Below are 16,379 nucleotides of genomic sequence, written 5' to 3'. Positions count from 1 at the left end.
GCCTATGTTCCATTTTTTAAAACCAAAGTTACCGTATTTAGAAGGGCTGCGGACGGATACAAATAATCGGCAAATGGTGTTAGGGGCGACACGGTATAGTGTAAGTTGTATTTTACGAGGTCACCTGCACCTCCAAACAAATCGGTGTTTTTTCCTTCCATCCCGTTCACCAGGTCTGAAATATTACGATACGTGCTCAGTGAAACGGAAACGTCACCCATATTCGCAAGTCCTCCCAGCTTGGCGCCTGACAGGGATTGAGCCTTGGCTTGCAAATGAGAGAGCGAAACGGATTTCAGGGCATCCGGTGACATCTCATATCGATAATAATTGGAAAGCTCTACCAGGGTATCGGTGGCATAGCTTTTGGCTAAAAAGATACGGCTGAAGTCAACAACTGCAAAAACAAGGGCAAAGAGGATCGGAGCAATAATCGCATATTCCACAATCACCGATCCTTCGCCGCTTCCAAATTGTTGGAGGGTGCGCATCTAGGGTGACCCTTCACTTAGAGAAGTTTCCGGTCCCGATGTTCCTAACAACAACCGGCGAATTGTTACGTCGTTCTTTAATTGTCGTAGTAGCTCATAATATCTGAGATTTGCCTCAGTTGACTCCGGGTCCAGATCGAGAGCGCTAATACGCCTCGCCGCTTCCCGGTCGCCTGCAAGACCATAGGCCAGCGCAAGGTTTTGTCTCATAATCTGACTGGATCTGCCATCAAAGGCAATCTCGTTAAACAACTGAATTGACGTGTTAAATTTCCCTTCCATCAGGTATGATAGAGCCATATTGTTCTTGATAACCCTCTTGTCCGGACTCGTTACCAGTGCTTCGTTAAAAAACGATCTGGCGATTTCATGATTTCCCGCCATGTCTTCAGTAATGCCAAGGCCGGACAGGGCCTTATAATCTGTTGGGTCAAGCCGGTTTGCCTTCTCGAAATATATTTTTGCAATTTCAGGACGAAACAAGCTGAGATTTATCCGGCCCAATGCCAACTGTGTTTCTTTGTTATCCGGGTCCAGTTTATCAAGCCGTTCAAATACATCCGCCGCCTCTGTTATGACCCCTGCTTTCAAGTAACTACTGGCGAGCCTGAACAACAATTCCTCATTGGTGGGATCTGTCGAAAGCAGTTTCAAATAAATGTCAATTGCCGCTGCATAATTCCCGACAGCTTCTGAGATCGAGGCAATTTTTAAGGACTGTTTTCTACTCGCCTCTTCTGTCTCAACGTCAGGTATTCTCAATATTTCGGCAATGGGCATGCAGCCACATAAATATCCCAGCAATAGAAATGCATGCAGTTTTCCAAAAAAATACATTCCTAATTGCCAATTACACGAAGCATTAAAATGAAACCCGGCCCTGCTGACAACGCAATAACAGGCGGCAGAATAAAAATCATGAGAGGCAAGCTTAAAAGAACCGGAAGACGAGCGGCAGTGGTCTCGACAGAGATCATTCTTCTCTTTCGATTGTCGGCAGCGACCGAACGAAGAGCGATAGCAACAGAAGTTCCATAAATTTCTGATTGATACAATGCCATAAAAAGATACTTCAGCCCGTCGGATGATGTCCGGTTCTGAAGATTTATAAACGCCGAGGATTTATCCGGTAAAACCTTAAGCTCGTTCAGCATTGTTTTCATTTCTTTGGACAGGACCGGAGACAACGTACCCATAACTTCCGCCACTTTCCGCAAGCTCGCCTCCAGCGTTAAGCCTGTGCCAACGCAAAGAACCAGAAGATCAATCAAATCAGGAACATGCATTTCCAGTTCTTCCCGCCTTTTTCGAACAAGAAGCCTGAGAATTAACACGGGGATTATACTGAAAGTACTTGCGTAGAAAACAACATCGAAAAAAATCGCCCCTGTACCGGTATTCAGGAGACGAAGGCCAATTTTAAGATTTAGGGCGAGAATTCCTCCTGCCATACCAGTCAGTATCATGCAGGTATAAAACAATGATATAGCGGAGGATCCGGTAAATCCTGCTTGCGCCATTTGCCGCTCCAAATATTCCCGGCCTGAGTAAAATCTCCTGAAAAAACGCCCCTGCTGGCTGACACTCGTCGGAAATTGAGCCTGATTTGCCGAGAGCAGGTCGGGCATATGGGATTTTCCCGCTGCATTGAACTGGCCCTCTGTCTGTATGTAATAGGCCAGCCGGGTATCGAGGTATAAATACTTCCTTTGACGATGATCCGCCCAGAGAAGAATAATGCCGAAAATAAACAGAAAACAGCTGAAAATTGGGAAAACATATGCTGGAAAATCCGGAGCCCAGGTCATTTTACGCCCTTTATAAAAAAGGAAACGGAGAACAATCCGACGACGTTGCTGATAAGGCAATAAAGCAGCAGAAGACGTCCAGACGGGTCATGGAGAAGAAATTCAAACTGTGTTTCGTTTGTAATCGCCAAAAAACCCAATACGGCTATTGTCATTGCAGAGATAACTTTTGCAGAAAGCCTCGCTTCCGACGTCAGCGCCTTTGATTTTAGAATATGAGCCTGGCGATCCCTGAGCAGACGGCTTAAGTCTTCCAATATCTTGGCATACTCCCCGCCAAACTCCCGTTGAAGCGCCAACGTCGTTGCTAAAAATTGTATCTCTTTGATATTCGAGATTTCTCGCATGGATAAAAGGGCCGTCTCCAGATCCACCCCAAGACTGAGTTGATGTGAAAGTTGCCGAAATATAGGGCCGGCTGGTGCAGGCATTTCCTCACCGACAATCGACAGATTTTGTGAAATTGATTTCCCGAGCTGGGCGCCTCGAACAATGATATCTATTGCTTCCGGCAGCTGGTTCAAAAACAGATTTGTACGACGTTTGCTTAGTTTGTTCACCCCCCAAAGCAAGGTCCAGCTCATGCTCAACACGACCAGAAGAACAAAGACGAATGATAGGAATTCAGGGAACAGGAAGCCGACGAGTGCAACAGAACATGCACAAATCAAATGAAGGCGTTTGGGCCACTCACTCTCAAAAATATACCGCCAAATGTTCCTTTTACTCTGTTCCGGGCTTAAGATGAGCTCTGGCAAATCCATTTGTTTTTCATCGGAATCCAGGGCATCAAATTCGGGTATATCTGATAGTCTTACTGACCATTGACGCAGTTTTTTCCGCCAGGCCCGATAAAGGGTAAATCCAATATAGCAGCCGGAGAAGAGGAAACCGGCGCAAATGCCTAGCTGTAGGTTGAAAGCCGATAAATCCGTATAATCTGGCAAGCTCATGAGGAAAATACTTCGGACAGATTATTATATTGTTTGTATTTATCTATTTTTCCGTGAAACACAGGCCGGATCCCGCTGCAAATATACCGTGAATTCTGCGAGAAATCGTCTGACAGATCCCTTGTTTTATCGTAGGTAAATATATCCTGGCTGGTAATGACATCCCCCTCCAGGCCAACAATTTCCGTAATATTTCTGATAAACCGGCGCCCGTCCTGCTGCCTGTCGACATGGATAACCATGTCGATTGCGCTGGCAATTTGCCGTCTGGACCCCTTGCTGTGATAATTCGCCTGGCTTGATAGAATCAAATTTTCAAGGCGCAACAACGCATCCCGCGATGTATTTGCATGAATTGTCGACATCGAGCCGTCATGACCAGTATTCATGGCCTGAAGCATGTCGTGCACTTCCGCGCCCCTGACCTCTCCGACAATAATTCTATCTGGCCGCATACGCAGGGAATTTCTCAATAAGTCCCGTTGCGACACCTCTCCCTGCCCTTCCGTATTTTTTTGACGGGTTTCCAAACTCACCACATGAGATCGCTGCAAGCACATCTCGGCAGAATCTTCAATTGTGACGATGCGTTCATGCTCATCGATCAATCCGGAAAGGGCGTTAAGAAGTGTGGTCTTTCCTGTTCCGGTTCCTCCGGCGATCAAAATATTCAGCCGGCATCTAACGGAGAGTTTCAGAAGGGCATGTATTTGCGGCGAAAAAGACCTTCGAGCGCACATCTCGTCAAGATTCATTATTTCTTTTGAAAATTTGCGAATGGAGATGATGGTGCCATATACCGATAAGGGAGGCGCAATGACATTTACGCGGCTGCCATCAACCAGCCGGGCGTCAACCATCGGGTTTGACTCATCTATTCGCCGTCCCACAGATGCCGCTATCCGCCGCGCGGTTTCCAATACATGTGCATCATCCCGAAATTTCAGATCCGTTCGCTCTAACTTGCCATTGCGTTCAACATAAATCGCATTTGGCCCATTGACCAAAATATCGCTAATATGCGGATCTGACAGCAATCCTTCGATTGGCCCTATTCCAGCTATATCATCAAATAGTTCGCGAGCGATTAGCGCTTGCTCGGTACCGTTCAACGATAGATTTTCCTCATCAACTATTTTGACAACGGCATCCCGAATACGTTGGGACAATAGATCCGGGGCCAGCGTCATGGCGACATTTGGGTCAACACGATCGAAGAAACGACGGCGTACTCTATCAAACGTATCTAATAGCGGTCCATCAAGTGCCTTTTTATTCTTTATTTGTTGAACGGTAGATTTGCCAGTCCATTCAACTGGTTCTTCTTTCAACCCCCTTTGGCCGGAATAATCTGCTCTCTTTCCAAACATGATTACCACCCGGTTACGGCTGTCAGCCAATTTTTGGTTTTTGGTGGAACTGCAGAAGATCCAACTATCTTTCCCGCAAGCTCCTTATAGGCATCTTGCACGGGACCCCTATTCTTCGCAGCAATCTCTCCTTGCAGATGTGCTGTTGCCATAACGTATTTTTCATAGGGTATAATCAGATCAACTGGCTGCTTGATAAAGGATCGGATTTTCTCAACCGGCACTTCGTTTCGAGTTGATCGCGTGGTATTATTTAGAACGACCAGATTCTGATTACTCTGTCCTGGGGTAAGTTTGCTCAATATACGCCCACAATCTCTAAGGGCGGCCAGCGTCTTATTTATAACAAGTATCCGAACATCAGCTGCGTCCAGCATGCCGATTGCCCCCTCAAACGGAGATCGTTGAAGGTCCTGAACGATAAACTCATACTGACTTCGGAGTATCTCCAGAAGCCGCGTCTGGGATTCTGCGGAGACAATGGAAGATCGATCAAAGCCCCCGTCTGTGCACAGAACATCAAGCTTTTTCCCCGACGTCGACGTTGCTCTTTTGACAAAGACTTCATCGATACGGGACGGATCCATTAGAAGCTCGTAAAATGCTGATGAGGAAGTCAGACCCATATCCAGCGAAAGCGACCCGTTGCAAAGATTATAGTCGGCTAAAATCACTTTTTGGTCAAAAATACTGGAGAAAACCCAGCCAATATTGGCAACTATCGTTGTGGCGCCAACCCCGCCACGAACGCCGAAAATCGCAATGGTTTTTCCGGAGCGGGCTTCGGCATGTTCTGCTGGATAACGGGCCGGCTCCTTTTGAAGGGCGTTGAAAAACAGATCCCTGGATAAGGGCTTAACAAGATAGTCAGAAACACCCAATGCCATAATATCCCGGTACAACGAGATGCTATCCTGTTCGCCAATCACAACAACATTTACATCCGGAGTGCAGGTTTTAGCTAGCCTCTCCAGTTCAGATATGGGGGAAAGCTCGTTTGATATATCGACAATAAGGGTGGGCGGGCTTTTGCTGTTCTGAAATTTCTCAATAGCATCACCAAGCCGCCCTTGCCATACATCACATCTGAGCTGTCCATTGCCTCTGAGCAATTCAAGCAATAGATCCTTCGTCACGCTATTGCAAACTACCGCCGCAACATCAAATTCAAGATCTTCCGCCATTTTCTCCTTTCCTCCTGACACACTGCCGGATAGCATTATTTTATCCTCTTGCTGCTGTATCTTTCGTTTGCGGACGGAAAAACGCGCGGCGCCTTTTCGTAAAGAGATTGAACAGCCTGTCCATCCTGGATGGCAAGTGATGGTGTAGACTGTCGTCCTTGTTGCCAATCCGGTGGATAGGAGAGACTGAGCATGCGATTTCTTTCGACGGAACACCCAAAGCCCGGAGACATAAGGCTCACAGAGTCAATTTTGCGAGGATTTATGACCGCGCCACAATCCGCCAATTTATAAGCAAAATAGGTTAGCTCAAGGGTTAGATCAGGCATTTCCCCCTTGCTGGAGGCGGCCTGCAAAACTTCAATTTTACTAACCTCCTGGAGGCCGGAAGCAGAAATCGCAGTCCAAATTCTGTCAGCTTCCGTATCGTATTTTTTTACCCTAAAAACCACCTGTCCAGGCGCCAGCAATTTTACATCACGTAAAAACTCATCGAGGCTTTTCCCCGATTTGGAAACCAAATTCTGGCCCGTGGCTTCCAGAAGGAATTCTTCCAAATGGCTTCTGCTGATAATCTGGTTTTCGGTCCATGGGCGGGGATAATTCGCAGCAGGGCTCGTGTCCCCGCACCCGGATAGGAACAAAATTCCCATGAAAACACTATATTTCCTTCGCATTAGTCCGGCCAAAGCAACCCCTCTCCCTGACGTCAGTAAATATATCCCGCAGGACCCTTTAAGGTTATTCCGTCTACCCCCAATTTTTGCCAAAGTTCCGGTGACCTGGAAGGCTTTGTCAATTGCCCGGTCAGCATCTTTTCGTTGGTATCCGCCGGCCGATATCCATCAATGGGCGTCGCGTAATTATGGCCCCGCGTCGGTTCAACTATTTGAGCGGTAGCAATTATCACCAGCTCCGTTTCAAAATTTTTGTATTTGCTCGATCTGAACAAGGGTCCTAGAACTGCAAGCTCGCTCAACCAGGGAACTTCATTGATATAATTACGTGTTTGGTTTTGCAGCATTCCAGCAACCGCAAAACTCTGTCCGCTGGCAAGTTCAATGGTTGCTTCCGTCCGCCGAACCGAAATTCCGGGAATACTGAAATTATTGACGACAATTGCCCCAGCATCGGAAATCTCACTCACCTCAGGCCGAATATGAATACTGATTTTTCCGCCGGTAAGCACAGTCGGTGTAATATCCAGAATGACCCCGAATTTCTTGAATTCAAATGTTACCTGATCATCGCTGGTGGATATCGGAATGGGAAATTCTCCTCCGGCAAAAAAACTTGCGGTCTCCCCCGATCGGGAGGTCAGGTTTGGTTCGGCAAGTATCGTCAGCAGATCCTCTTCAGCCAGGGCATCGATAACTGCCGACGCGGAACCCTGGTTTCCGTCATATCTAAACATGCCGCTATTGACGCTTTGCTGATTCCCAAAATCCGGAATAATCCAGTTCCCGATTGCGGCGGGAAAGCGACCGGTGATCAATCCGATCGCCAGGGATCCCGGATTAAGTAGAATATCCCAATTGATACCGAGATTCCTGGAAGCCTGCCGGTTCATCTCGACGATACGAACCCGTATATTAACCTGCGATTGGGAGGCCATTTCCATTCGATTGACAATTTTCTCATCCTTGCCAAGGAAGCCGCTTACAACGGAGATGATGTGTTCCGCCTGTAGGGCGGATTGTGCGGTACCAGATAGAACAATTCGACCCGGCGTCGCACTCACCTTAAGGGCGAGGCCCGGAAATTCACGCTCCAGCGAACCTGAGATCTCAACCAAATCCTGTGAAACAGTTATAAAACGGTCGAAAATGACATTTCCTTTGGCATCTATTGCCAGAACATGGGTTCGTCCGGTTTTTTTGCCGAAGACAAACAATTTATCAAACGCCGCAATCTGGACATCGGCTATATCCGGATTTGTCACGAAAATATCTATTGGTGCTTTTGCCAGTGGGAACAATCGACCTTGGTTGATGTTCAGTTTTACGGATTCCAGCTGGCCCTTCTGGGACGACGTAGCGGACTGGCTCATTGCATCTCCAACTGGAAACAATATACCGACAAAGACCCATATCCACATAGGCCAGTAACCGGCCGATATCAGAAGACCGGCGTTCATTTCAAGCCAACCTGCAGAATGTCATCAGAAACCGCGGGTCTCTCAATAAATGTTACGTTACTGCCCCTTACAAACCGAATTTTCGAGGGTGCGGTAACGGGATCCTCGATGTTTAAAAACGAACTATCACCAACAAGGTCGGTTTCCTTAACGCCCTCATCCGTCTCATAATTCAACGCGTCATGGATATATCCCGCGGGTGACCGAAGAAGAATACTGAGCGTTCCAATTTGTTCGGCAACAGTTACAAGCTCTGCTTGCCGGGACGACAGGGCCAATGTCAACTGGCCCCTCCTTTGTTCGGGGCCGGAAAACACCCCTTGAGGGCCTTGACCATAATCTCCCTTAATACCGAGAACCTTTACATTTTTGAGAAGCGTTTTAACGGTCACCTCGCCCGCCCTCTTATCCGAAGCTCGATTTTTATAGGTGAACAACAAGTCCACATGGTCCCCGTGATGTAATACCATCTCATAATCTTCAATGTTGCTGACAGGAACTGATTTTGCGCGCGTATTTTTTCCCAGCAACATACTTAGATACCCCTTCTCATGGGGATGGAGAAACATGCCTCTTGTTAAAAACGCTCCTTTTGCGGCAAATTTCCTTAAGACGACATTACTCAAATCCGCGATCGAAGTCGCATCTTTGGATAAGAACCGATTGCCGTCTGCAGTGGCCGGTGACCGGCACCAGGTTACCCTGTCCTTCGTCAAAATATCTCCCGCATGTCCATCCTTCATCAGGCAAAGAACCTCGCTTTTTCTGGCCAGTGGTACCGGTTTTTCGTCAAAAGCTGCCGGTTCCAGGAGCAAATAGTGATTTAGCAAATAGGCTGAGGAGCCCAGGAATATTGAGCAAAAAACAATAAGAACGAAGCTTTTCATCTATCTCCCCTCATGGTGCGGCCAGATACCCATTCGCCACGGCTATAGATCCGCCGAGTGCAATCGCGACACCATAGGGCACAGATTCCATGGCTTCATGGGCGGTCAGGCACTGATTTCGCCCTATCCTGACCTGAAGATCCGCCCAAAAATATTTAAACAAAGGCAGTATCGAGAATAAGCCAAGGGCACCCCCAGAAAAGGCCATAACCGTCAAGAAGAGGAGACCGTTTTCCGGGCCCGCCCAGATCATGGAAACCGTTGCAAGTTTCACGTCTCCTCCCCCAATTTTGCCAAAAAGGAACCCAGCCAGAAAGACCAAAAATACAGGCACTGCCCACAGAATATGCTCAATGAAATTGACGTGCGTCGGGAAGAACGCCGCATAGCTCAAAAAGCAAATCAAAAGGGCAACTGACTTCCAGTTTCTGATTTTTCGCTCTTTGAGATCGGAATACGCAGCAGCCAACAAAAGTAAAATTACCAACAACGGATATAACTTTACCATTACCAAAATCCCGCAGAATTTTCAGCTCTACCCCTTGCACCACGAGTAATGTGGCACCTTTTAGCCACTACCGCTGGGGTCAGGTCCGGCATTGGCACCGTCTGTCAAACTAATACCTTGGAATGCCGTTTGCACGCTCGTATAAAAATTCGATCCTGCCACACCGATGACGGCGGCCGCAGCGGCTGCCAACAAGGCATATTCCACTGACGTCACTCCACTTTCATTCTGCCAAAAGTCTTCTAATTTATTTCGCATTTCGCCTCCTAAATATTAAATATTGAATTGAAAACTACATACATCCGGTCACACCCCTAAAGCGGGAATAAAATTTGTGGTATTTTCAAATGAAATAACATTTCACTCTTAATACGCGTTTTTGTCGACTTTACATTTCCTGACAGCCAGAATAAATCTGCTTACGGAGAAATTTCAATAGAAGAAAAATTTACATGTATAGTCCTTTAATATATTGTTTTTAATGATTTAAATCATCCATTAGAAATACATTATAGAAAGGTTTTGTGAATTTATCAGTATCAGCATTGTAATGGTTTGTAATATTACACACCATTTCAGAGAATTAAATTAGATGCCTTGATTTCTTAGGTATATTTTTCACTCTATGATTGAACAGTTCTAAAGCCTACTAACCCTAAATTGATCAGCGCCCTTCTTACCAGTCAACATGATTACCGCTATTCAATCGATTTCCGCGTGCAATACCTTCTCAGGGAATGTATATAGCCCTAGGCAAGGTGTTTTGCGTATCCAGGTATGTACATTTGGACAGGAGTTGAAAAGATGGGGAAAAATAAGAGTGCCCGTCGCATATTGATCTATAGCCACGACTCCTTTGGGCTTGGGCATTTAAGGCGATGCCGGGCAATGGCCAATTCACTTGTCGAGCAAAATCCGAACCTTTCTGTTCTGATTCTTTCCGGATCTCCGATAATCGGGAGTTTTGATTTTAAAGCCCGTGTTGACTTCGTTCGAATACCGGGAATTATCAAGCTTCGGAACGGGGAATATACGTCCCTGAGCCTTCATATTGATACAGAGCAGACGCTGGCCATGCGCGCTTCAATCATCCGGCATACCGCAGAGACATTTGATCCCGATATATTCATCGTCGACAAAGAACCCTATGGTTTGCGGGGCGAAGTCGCTGACACATTGGACGTTCTGAAAAAACGGGGAACCCACCTTGTTCTGGGTTTACGGGATGTTCTCGACGATCCGGCACTCCTGGCTCCGGAATGGAAACGAAAAAACGTTCTCCCTGCACTTGAAAATTTATACGATGACATCTGGATTTTTGGCGTTGAGCAAATTTACAACCCACTGGCTGAAATTGAAATTCCTGCCCGGGTGAAACGTAAAATTACCTACACGGGATATTTACCACGATCGGTGCAATCGGGAACGGACCCTGCGATCCTGAGCGAGATGAATGACCCATATGTCTTGATCACTGTCGGCGGCGGCGGCGATGGGGAAGTATTAATCGATTGGGTGTTGCGGGCTTATGAAGAAGAGAAAGAGCCCCCGCTCTCCGCTCTTTTCGTTCTGGGACCCTTTATGCCCCCAGAAACCCGCGCCAGTTTCCGTGACAGGATTGCTAAACTTGACCGGGTTCGTGCGGTCACATTTGACAGTCACCTTGAAAGTTTGATGGAAGAAGCCTCCGCCGTGGTTGCCATGGGCGGTTACAATACCTTTTGTGAAATTCTATCCATGGACAAACGAGCCTTGATTATTCCGCGGACTGTCCCGAGGCTTGAGCAGTATATTCGGTCCACCCGGGCTGCGGAAACAGGCTTGATCGGAGTCCTTATCGATGATGGCATCCGGTCTTCGGAAACGATGTTGACGGCATTGCGGCAACTTGCCCAGCAAAAGAAACCGTCCGAGGTTATCATACCGGGCCTTCTCGATGGCCTGACAAACCTGAACAGACTTGTTCGTCTCCGGTTCAAATCAGTCGATAAACGCAAATCAGAATCCGTATCGAACCTTATTTCCAAGGCCGTGGATTAACGATTACCCTCGGCAAGCCGAATATAGACTGTTTCGCCAACCCGAAGGGATGCTTTGTCGAGCGGCGGTAAATCATTACGTGCCATCATATTCCGCAGATCCCTTACATAAGCTTCCCGCCGTTCGGAATAATTGATCAGGGTACCAACCAAACCCGGACCAGTGGGCATCATGCCTTTCAAGCGGAAAGAAGCTCTTTGCTTACGAAATTCGCCATAAGCCGCATTGGAATTTAAGTTCAGCATATATGCCTGGATGGACGCGAGAGGCGTTTTAAAGGCCTTGATACTGTAATTCCCCTTATCCTTTCGCTGGTCCTTCGGCTTGATACCTCCGGTATAACTCCATTGACCGAACAGGGCATTACCCTCGGCGGCGAACCGGGACGTTCCCCATCCGCTTTCATCAGCCATCTGCGCAACCATAAGACTTGCTGGAACAATATCCATTCGGTTCCCGAGCTCGGTAAAAAAAGCCTCCCCAATCTCATTACTTGATATCTTGTAGTCTGCCGCTTTTTTCCGCAGCCAATCCCGTTCCTGCGCATCAAGCGAGCCCGCTTTATATGCAGATTTCAGTCGGGCAAGCTTTTCTCGATCCTTCAGGATGAGACTGTTACCGACAAAGGCCAACGGAATTGCAACTCTGAAGAAGACTTTCTTTTTATTCTCGACTGTCAATGATGGAGCAACCGTTTTTCGCCAGCTGTCCGGGATATCCAAAATGACGATCGCCGGAACGTTCTGACTGCCGACAATCCATTTTCTGACTTCATACTTTTTGCTAACAAAATACTGATCCAGTTGCTCAAAACTGCCAATATCGATCGTCTCCGAATGAGCAGGCGAAAAACTCAAGACGACACCGGAAACGGTCAAACCTAGCGCCAGAAAACAGCCCCTTAACATCCGCATTTTCATTTTCTCGCTCATGACAAACTTCCATAAAATAGTATTTATTTTAGTCAAGCGGACGATACAACAAATACCTATAGTTGTGTATGGGGAATATTCGTGGATTTCTTTATCTCAGAAACGACTCACCGCGGAATATGCCAAAATAACCGTTCAGGCGTCTTGCGGCTCCGTTTTCTCCTTCAGAAATTTTCCCGTCGACGACCCGCTTTTATACGGTAACGACACAAAATTAATTATTCGCAAACAATAATGCTTTTGCGCTTTTTTAAACTTGCAACGGCTGCAGAAGCGGTGAAATATTTTGCTGTATTCAGCTCGGGAATTAAGGGAGCAACGGGTGATGAGCGAAAAATTTGATGCCATAATTATTGGCGCCGGTGTTATCGGAGCCTGCATTGCGTTTGAATTGGCGAAATCAGGTCGGAAAGTCCTGTCAATAGATCGCCTACCCACGTCCGGCTATGGATCAACAGCCGCGTCCTGCGCTATTATTCGAACCTACTACTCTTCTATCGATACCTGCGCGCTTGCTTATGAAGGCTGGTTCTATTGGACCGACTGGGCCAGTTACATCGGTGTAGAAGATGAAAAAGGGCTGATAAAGTATAACAATACCGGCGCATTGATCGTTAAAACGCCACATAACAGCCATATGTCGAAAATCTGCGATCTTATGGACCGTATCAACTGCCCCTATGAAGACCTCACCGTCGAGCAAATGCGTGACAAGCTTCCCATCATGGATACCCATCAGTTCGAACCTGTAAAACGGCCAGAGGATCCCACATTCGGTGAGCCCACCGGCGATGCCGTCAGCGGTGGCGTATTCTTCCCGCGCGGTGGCTATGTGAGTGATCCTCAACTGGCTGCTCACAATGCACAGCGCGCCGCTGAGGCACATGGGGCCGTCTTCCGGTTCAATACAGAAGTCACGGCAATCCGGCAGGAAAACGGGAAGGTAACGGGGGTTACGCTGAAAGATGGCAGTGACATCGACGCGTCAATCGTCGTGAATGTCGCCGGTCCCCATTCTTCGAAGATAAATGAAATGGCAAATGTCCTGGAGGACATGAAAATGACAACCCGGGCGTTAAGACATGAAGTAGCCCATGTCCCCTCACCGGCAAATTTTGACTTCGAAAAAGATGGTCTTGTCCTTTCCGACAGCGACGCCGGCATCTATTGCCGTCCGGAACTTGGCAATCATATTCTAATCGGTTCTGAGGATCCGGACTGTGATGTACAGGAATGGGTGGATCCGGATAATTTCGACGAAAATTTCACTGAACAATGGAATGCGCAAGTTCTGCGCCTTGCGCAACGCTTTCCTGAAATGGGTGTCCCGCAACAAGCCAAGGGCGTTGTCTCCCTTTATGATGTTACGAAGGACTGGGTCCCTATTTACGACAAGACCAGCCTGGACGGATTTTACCTGGCCATCGGGACAAGTGGCAACCAGTTTAAAAATGCACCTGTGGCCGGACGTATGATGGAGAAACTCATCAGCGAATGCGAAAATGGCCGGGATCATGATAAGGATCCGGTCCATTTTTACCTTGAAAATGTTGGATATGATTTATCCATGGCAACCTTCTCTCGCAATCGGGAGGTTAGTCAGGACAGTAGCTTTACTGTCCTTGGCTAAATAATCTGAAAGGGAAAAATATGAAGTCCCATGTCAAAGTAGCCGTGATCGGCGGTGGGGTTGTTGGATGTTCGGTTCTGTATCATTTGGCAAAGCTTGGTTGGACGGACATTGCGCTTATCGAAAGATCGGAATTAACATCCGGTTCCACATGGCATGCTGCCGGCGGCTTTCATACCCTTAATTCCGATACCAATATTGCCGCCCTTCAAGGTTATACAATACGTCTTTACAAAGAACTGGAAGAACTTTCCGGACAATCATGTGGTTTGCATCATGTTGGCGGCGTGACGCTTGCCGGTACAGAAGACCGTATGGATTACCTGAAAGCAGAACGGGCAAAGCATCGGTATATGGGGCTTGATACACATCTGGTAACACCGGAGGAAATCAAGAAGCTTTCTCCGATCACGAATGTGGAGGGCGTCATTGGCGGCCTCTATGATCCGTTGGACGGTCATCTTGACCCGTCAGGCACCACACAGGCATATGCTCAATGTGCCCGCAAACTCGGCGCAGAAATTTATCTTCGAAACCCTGTTCGCGAGCTTAATCACCGGCCTGACGGCAGTTGGGACGTCGTCACCAAGGACGGGACCCTGCATGCCGAGCATGTGGTCAATGCTGGCGGGTTATGGGCGCGCGAGCTTGGCGAGATGGTCGGGATCTTCCTTCCTCTCCACCCCATGGAGCATCAATATCTCATCACAGAAGATATTCCGGAAATTTATGAGCTTGGCAAAGAACACCCGCACGTAATGGACCCAGAAGGGGAAAGCTATCTTCGTCAGGAAGGCCGCGGCATTTGCATTGGCTTTTACGAGCAGGCTTGCGATCCCTGGGCTGTAAATGGAACACCTTTGGATTTCGGTCACGAACTCCTGCCAAACAAGTTGGATCGTATTAGTGACAGTATGGAATTTGCCTTCAATCGCTTCCCCGTTCTGGAGCGGGCCGGTATCAAGAATATTATCAATGGCCCCTTTACCTTCGCGCCCGACGGCAATCCGCTGGTTGGCCCCGTTCCCGGGATAAAAAACTATTGGTCGGCCTGCGCTGTCATGGCTGGTTTTAGTCAGGGGGGCGGCGTCGGCTTGACTGTCGCAGAATGGATGATCGAAGGCGAGCCATCTCAGGACGTCTTTGCCATGGACGTGGCACGATACGGTGATTATTCCTCGCGCGCCTATGCACGCACCAAAGTCACGGAAAATTACCAGCGACGGTTCACAATCAGCTACCCTAACGAAGAACTGCCGGCCGCCCGCCCCTATCAGACAACACCGGCTTATTCCATCTGGAAACAACAAAATGCTGTTTTTGGTCAGGGGTATGGCATGGAAGCCGTTAATTATTTTGCACTTGAGGGAGATCCACTGCTCGAAACTCCCAGTTTCAGACGATCCAACGCCTTTGAAGCCGTTGCGCAGGAATGTAATGCCGTTAGAACTGCGGTCGGTATCACCGAAGTCCATAATTTCGGGAAATATAAAATCACCGGCTCCGGTGCTGCCGAATGGCTGGACATCATTATGGCCGGGCGCATTCCCAAGGTTGGGCGCCTGTCATTAAGTCCAATGCTCAGCCCGAAAGGGCGTCTCATTGGCGATTTCACTATTGCCCGGCTGGCCGATCAGGAATTCCAGCTTACGGCATCCTACGGTGCGCAGGCCTATCACCTTCGCTGGTTCTGGGACCATCAACCGGCGGAGGGCGTCCATATCGAGAATGTCAGTCTGGATCGCATCGGATTTCAAATTGCTGGTCCCAAGGCGCGAGATTTATTGGCAAAAGTCACAACAGAAGATGTCTCAAATGAAGCTTTCAGCTTCATGTCCGTTAAACAAATGGAAGTCGGCTTGTCAGATGCGATTGTGCAGCGTGTGACCTATACCGGCGATCTTGGCTATGAGATATATGTCCCGGCAACCGATCAAATCGCACTTTATGAGGCGCTCGCGACTGCAGGAGCTGAATTTAATCTGCGCCCCTTCGGCATGCGGGCAATGATGAGCTTGAGACTGGAAAAATCGTTTGGCTCCTGGCTTCGCGAATATAAACCTGATTACACCGCTGAGGAGACCGGGCTGGATCGATTTGTTTCCTACAACAAGCCTGCCGATTTTATTGGAAAAGCAGCCGTAATGAAGGAAAAAGCAGAAGGCCCGAAACGGCGCCTTTGTACTTTTGTCGTAGATGCGCTGGACGCCGATGTTTGGGCTGACGAACCCATCTGGAAGGACCAAAAGGTCGTAGGTTTTGTCACTTCGGGTGGATATGCACATTATGTACAGAAATCCGTTGCTCTGGGTTTTGTTCCGATAGAGTTGATTGAAGATGGCGCAGAATTTGAAATTGAGATACTTGGCGAAATGCGACCCGCGACATTGGTCACAGAACCACTTTTGGACCCGACTGCAGAACGCATGCGTGGCTAGA

At 47.9% G+C, this 16,379-nt stretch carries 15 protein-coding genes; 3 read left to right on the top strand and 12 right to left on the bottom strand.

The features are described from left to right. Positions 1-2: 2 nt before the first annotated feature. Genes NBZ79_RS08630 through NBZ79_RS08580 form a run of 11 tightly spaced genes read right to left on the bottom strand, consistent with a single transcriptional unit; the run spans position 3 to position 9,596 of the window. The gene (locus NBZ79_RS08630; RefSeq protein ID WP_251937522.1) at positions 3-491 is read right to left on the bottom strand and encodes a TadE family protein; all 489 of its coding nucleotides are present in this window, start codon (positions 489-491) and stop codon (positions 3-5) included. Continuing rightward, positions 492-1,328 (bottom strand): tetratricopeptide repeat protein, encoded by an 837-nt coding sequence (locus NBZ79_RS08625; RefSeq protein ID WP_251937521.1) that lies wholly within the window; start codon positions 1,326-1,328, stop codon positions 492-494. Between the two features lie 2 nt (positions 1,329-1,330). Continuing rightward, positions 1,331-2,299 (bottom strand): type II secretion system F family protein, encoded by a 969-nt coding sequence (locus NBZ79_RS08620; protein ID WP_251937520.1) that lies wholly within the window; start codon positions 2,297-2,299, stop codon positions 1,331-1,333. Continuing rightward, entirely contained in the window at positions 2,296-3,252 is a 957-nt protein-coding gene (locus NBZ79_RS08615) for a type II secretion system F family protein (RefSeq protein WP_251937519.1), read from the bottom strand. Before NBZ79_RS08615 ends, NBZ79_RS08620 begins: the two co-directional genes overlap by 4 nt. Further along, positions 3,249-4,622 (bottom strand): TadA family conjugal transfer-associated ATPase, encoded by a 1,374-nt coding sequence (locus NBZ79_RS08610; protein ID WP_251937518.1) that lies wholly within the window; start codon positions 4,620-4,622, stop codon positions 3,249-3,251. Before NBZ79_RS08610 ends, NBZ79_RS08615 begins: the two co-directional genes overlap by 4 nt. Positions 4,623-4,624: 2 nt before the next feature. Further along, positions 4,625-5,806 carry a CpaE/TadZ family protein gene (locus NBZ79_RS08605; protein ID WP_251937516.1) on the bottom strand — a complete coding sequence of 394 codons (1,182 nt, stop codon included), beginning with the start codon at positions 5,804-5,806 and terminating at the stop codon, positions 4,625-4,627. A gap of 35 nt (positions 5,807-5,841) precedes the next feature. Further along, positions 5,842-6,459: a CpaD family pilus assembly lipoprotein gene (locus NBZ79_RS08600; RefSeq protein ID WP_251937515.1), complete on the bottom strand. Its 618-nt coding sequence runs from the start codon at positions 6,457-6,459 to the stop codon at positions 5,842-5,844. A 56-nt stretch (positions 6,460-6,515) separates the two neighbouring features. Beyond that, entirely contained in the window at positions 6,516-7,943 is a 1,428-nt protein-coding gene (locus tag NBZ79_RS08595) for a type II and III secretion system protein family protein (protein WP_251937512.1), read from the bottom strand. After that, positions 7,940-8,830 carry a Flp pilus assembly protein CpaB gene (gene cpaB, locus NBZ79_RS08590; RefSeq protein ID WP_251937509.1) on the bottom strand — a complete coding sequence of 297 codons (891 nt, stop codon included), beginning with the start codon at positions 8,828-8,830 and terminating at the stop codon, positions 7,940-7,942. The genes NBZ79_RS08595 and cpaB overlap by 4 nt, the downstream gene beginning before the upstream one ends. Positions 8,831-8,840: 10 nt before the next feature. Then, positions 8,841-9,338, bottom strand: a complete 498-nt coding sequence (locus NBZ79_RS08585; RefSeq protein WP_251937506.1) for an A24 family peptidase — start codon at positions 9,336-9,338, stop codon at positions 8,841-8,843. Positions 9,339-9,398: 60 nt separating this feature from the next. Continuing rightward, positions 9,399-9,596, bottom strand: coding sequence for a Flp family type IVb pilin (locus NBZ79_RS08580; RefSeq protein ID WP_251937503.1), 198 nt, complete (start codon positions 9,594-9,596; stop codon positions 9,399-9,401). A gap of 546 nt (positions 9,597-10,142) precedes the next feature. Between NBZ79_RS08580 and NBZ79_RS08575 the strand changes: the two genes are divergently transcribed. Beyond that, the gene (locus NBZ79_RS08575; protein WP_251937500.1) at positions 10,143-11,378 is read left to right on the top strand and encodes a glycosyltransferase family protein; all 1,236 of its coding nucleotides are present in this window, start codon (positions 10,143-10,145) and stop codon (positions 11,376-11,378) included. On the opposite strand, the gene NBZ79_RS08570 is transcribed toward NBZ79_RS08575, so the two are convergent. Further along, positions 11,375-12,310 carry a glucosaminidase domain-containing protein gene (locus NBZ79_RS08570; RefSeq protein ID WP_251937497.1) on the bottom strand — a complete coding sequence of 312 codons (936 nt, stop codon included), beginning with the start codon at positions 12,308-12,310 and terminating at the stop codon, positions 11,375-11,377. The genes NBZ79_RS08575 and NBZ79_RS08570 overlap by 4 nt on opposite strands. Before the next feature lie 325 nt (positions 12,311-12,635). Here NBZ79_RS08570 and NBZ79_RS08565 point away from each other — a divergent pair, with 325 nt between their 5' ends. Further along, positions 12,636-13,940 (top strand): NAD(P)/FAD-dependent oxidoreductase, encoded by a 1,305-nt coding sequence (locus tag NBZ79_RS08565; RefSeq protein WP_251937495.1) that lies wholly within the window; start codon positions 12,636-12,638, stop codon positions 13,938-13,940. A 20-nt stretch (positions 13,941-13,960) separates the two neighbouring features. Further along, on the top strand, positions 13,961-16,378 hold the full coding sequence (locus NBZ79_RS08560) for a GcvT family protein (RefSeq protein WP_251937492.1): 2,418 nt from the start codon (positions 13,961-13,963) through the stop codon (positions 16,376-16,378). Position 16,379 lies beyond the last annotated feature (1 nt).

The organism is Sneathiella marina (assembly GCF_023746535.1).
GTDB classification, from domain to species: domain Bacteria; phylum Pseudomonadota; class Alphaproteobacteria; order Sneathiellales; family Sneathiellaceae; genus Sneathiella; species Sneathiella marina.
This window is presented reverse-complemented; position numbering and strand designations above follow the sequence as displayed.

Excerpts from the sequence above, each read along its gene's own strand:
- NBZ79_RS08595 (WP_251937512.1), bottom strand. The coding sequence starts at position 7,943 with ATGAACGCCGGTCTTCTGATATCGGCCGGTTACTGGCCTATGTGGATA.
- NBZ79_RS08570 (WP_251937497.1), bottom strand. The coding sequence starts at position 12,310 with ATGAGCGAGAAAATGAAAATGCGGATGTTAAGGGGCTGTTTTCTGGCG.
- NBZ79_RS08630 (WP_251937522.1), bottom strand. The coding sequence starts at position 491 with ATGCGCACCCTCCAACAATTTGGAAGCGGCGAAGGATCGGTGATTGTG.
- NBZ79_RS08620 (WP_251937520.1), bottom strand. The coding sequence starts at position 2,299 with ATGACCTGGGCTCCGGATTTTCCAGCATATGTTTTCCCAATTTTCAGC.
- cpaB (WP_251937509.1), bottom strand. The coding sequence starts at position 8,830 with ATGAAAAGCTTCGTTCTTATTGTTTTTTGCTCAATATTCCTGGGCTCC.
- NBZ79_RS08585 (WP_251937506.1), bottom strand. The coding sequence starts at position 9,338 with ATGGTAAAGTTATATCCGTTGTTGGTAATTTTACTTTTGTTGGCTGCT.
- NBZ79_RS08600 (WP_251937515.1), bottom strand. The coding sequence starts at position 6,459 with ATGGGAATTTTGTTCCTATCCGGGTGCGGGGACACGAGCCCTGCTGCG.
- NBZ79_RS08605 (WP_251937516.1), bottom strand. The coding sequence starts at position 5,806 with ATGGCGGAAGATCTTGAATTTGATGTTGCGGCGGTAGTTTGCAATAGC.
- NBZ79_RS08625 (WP_251937521.1), bottom strand. The coding sequence starts at position 1,328 with ATGTATTTTTTTGGAAAACTGCATGCATTTCTATTGCTGGGATATTTA.
- NBZ79_RS08610 (WP_251937518.1), bottom strand. The coding sequence starts at position 4,622 with ATGTTTGGAAAGAGAGCAGATTATTCCGGCCAAAGGGGGTTGAAAGAA.
- NBZ79_RS08560 (WP_251937492.1), top strand. The coding sequence starts at position 13,961 with ATGAAGTCCCATGTCAAAGTAGCCGTGATCGGCGGTGGGGTTGTTGGA.
- NBZ79_RS08565 (WP_251937495.1), top strand. The coding sequence starts at position 12,636 with ATGAGCGAAAAATTTGATGCCATAATTATTGGCGCCGGTGTTATCGGA.
- NBZ79_RS08615 (WP_251937519.1), bottom strand. The coding sequence starts at position 3,252 with ATGAGCTTGCCAGATTATACGGATTTATCGGCTTTCAACCTACAGCTA.
- NBZ79_RS08580 (WP_251937503.1), bottom strand. The coding sequence starts at position 9,596 with ATGCGAAATAAATTAGAAGACTTTTGGCAGAATGAAAGTGGAGTGACG.
- NBZ79_RS08575 (WP_251937500.1), top strand. The coding sequence starts at position 10,143 with ATGGGGAAAAATAAGAGTGCCCGTCGCATATTGATCTATAGCCACGAC.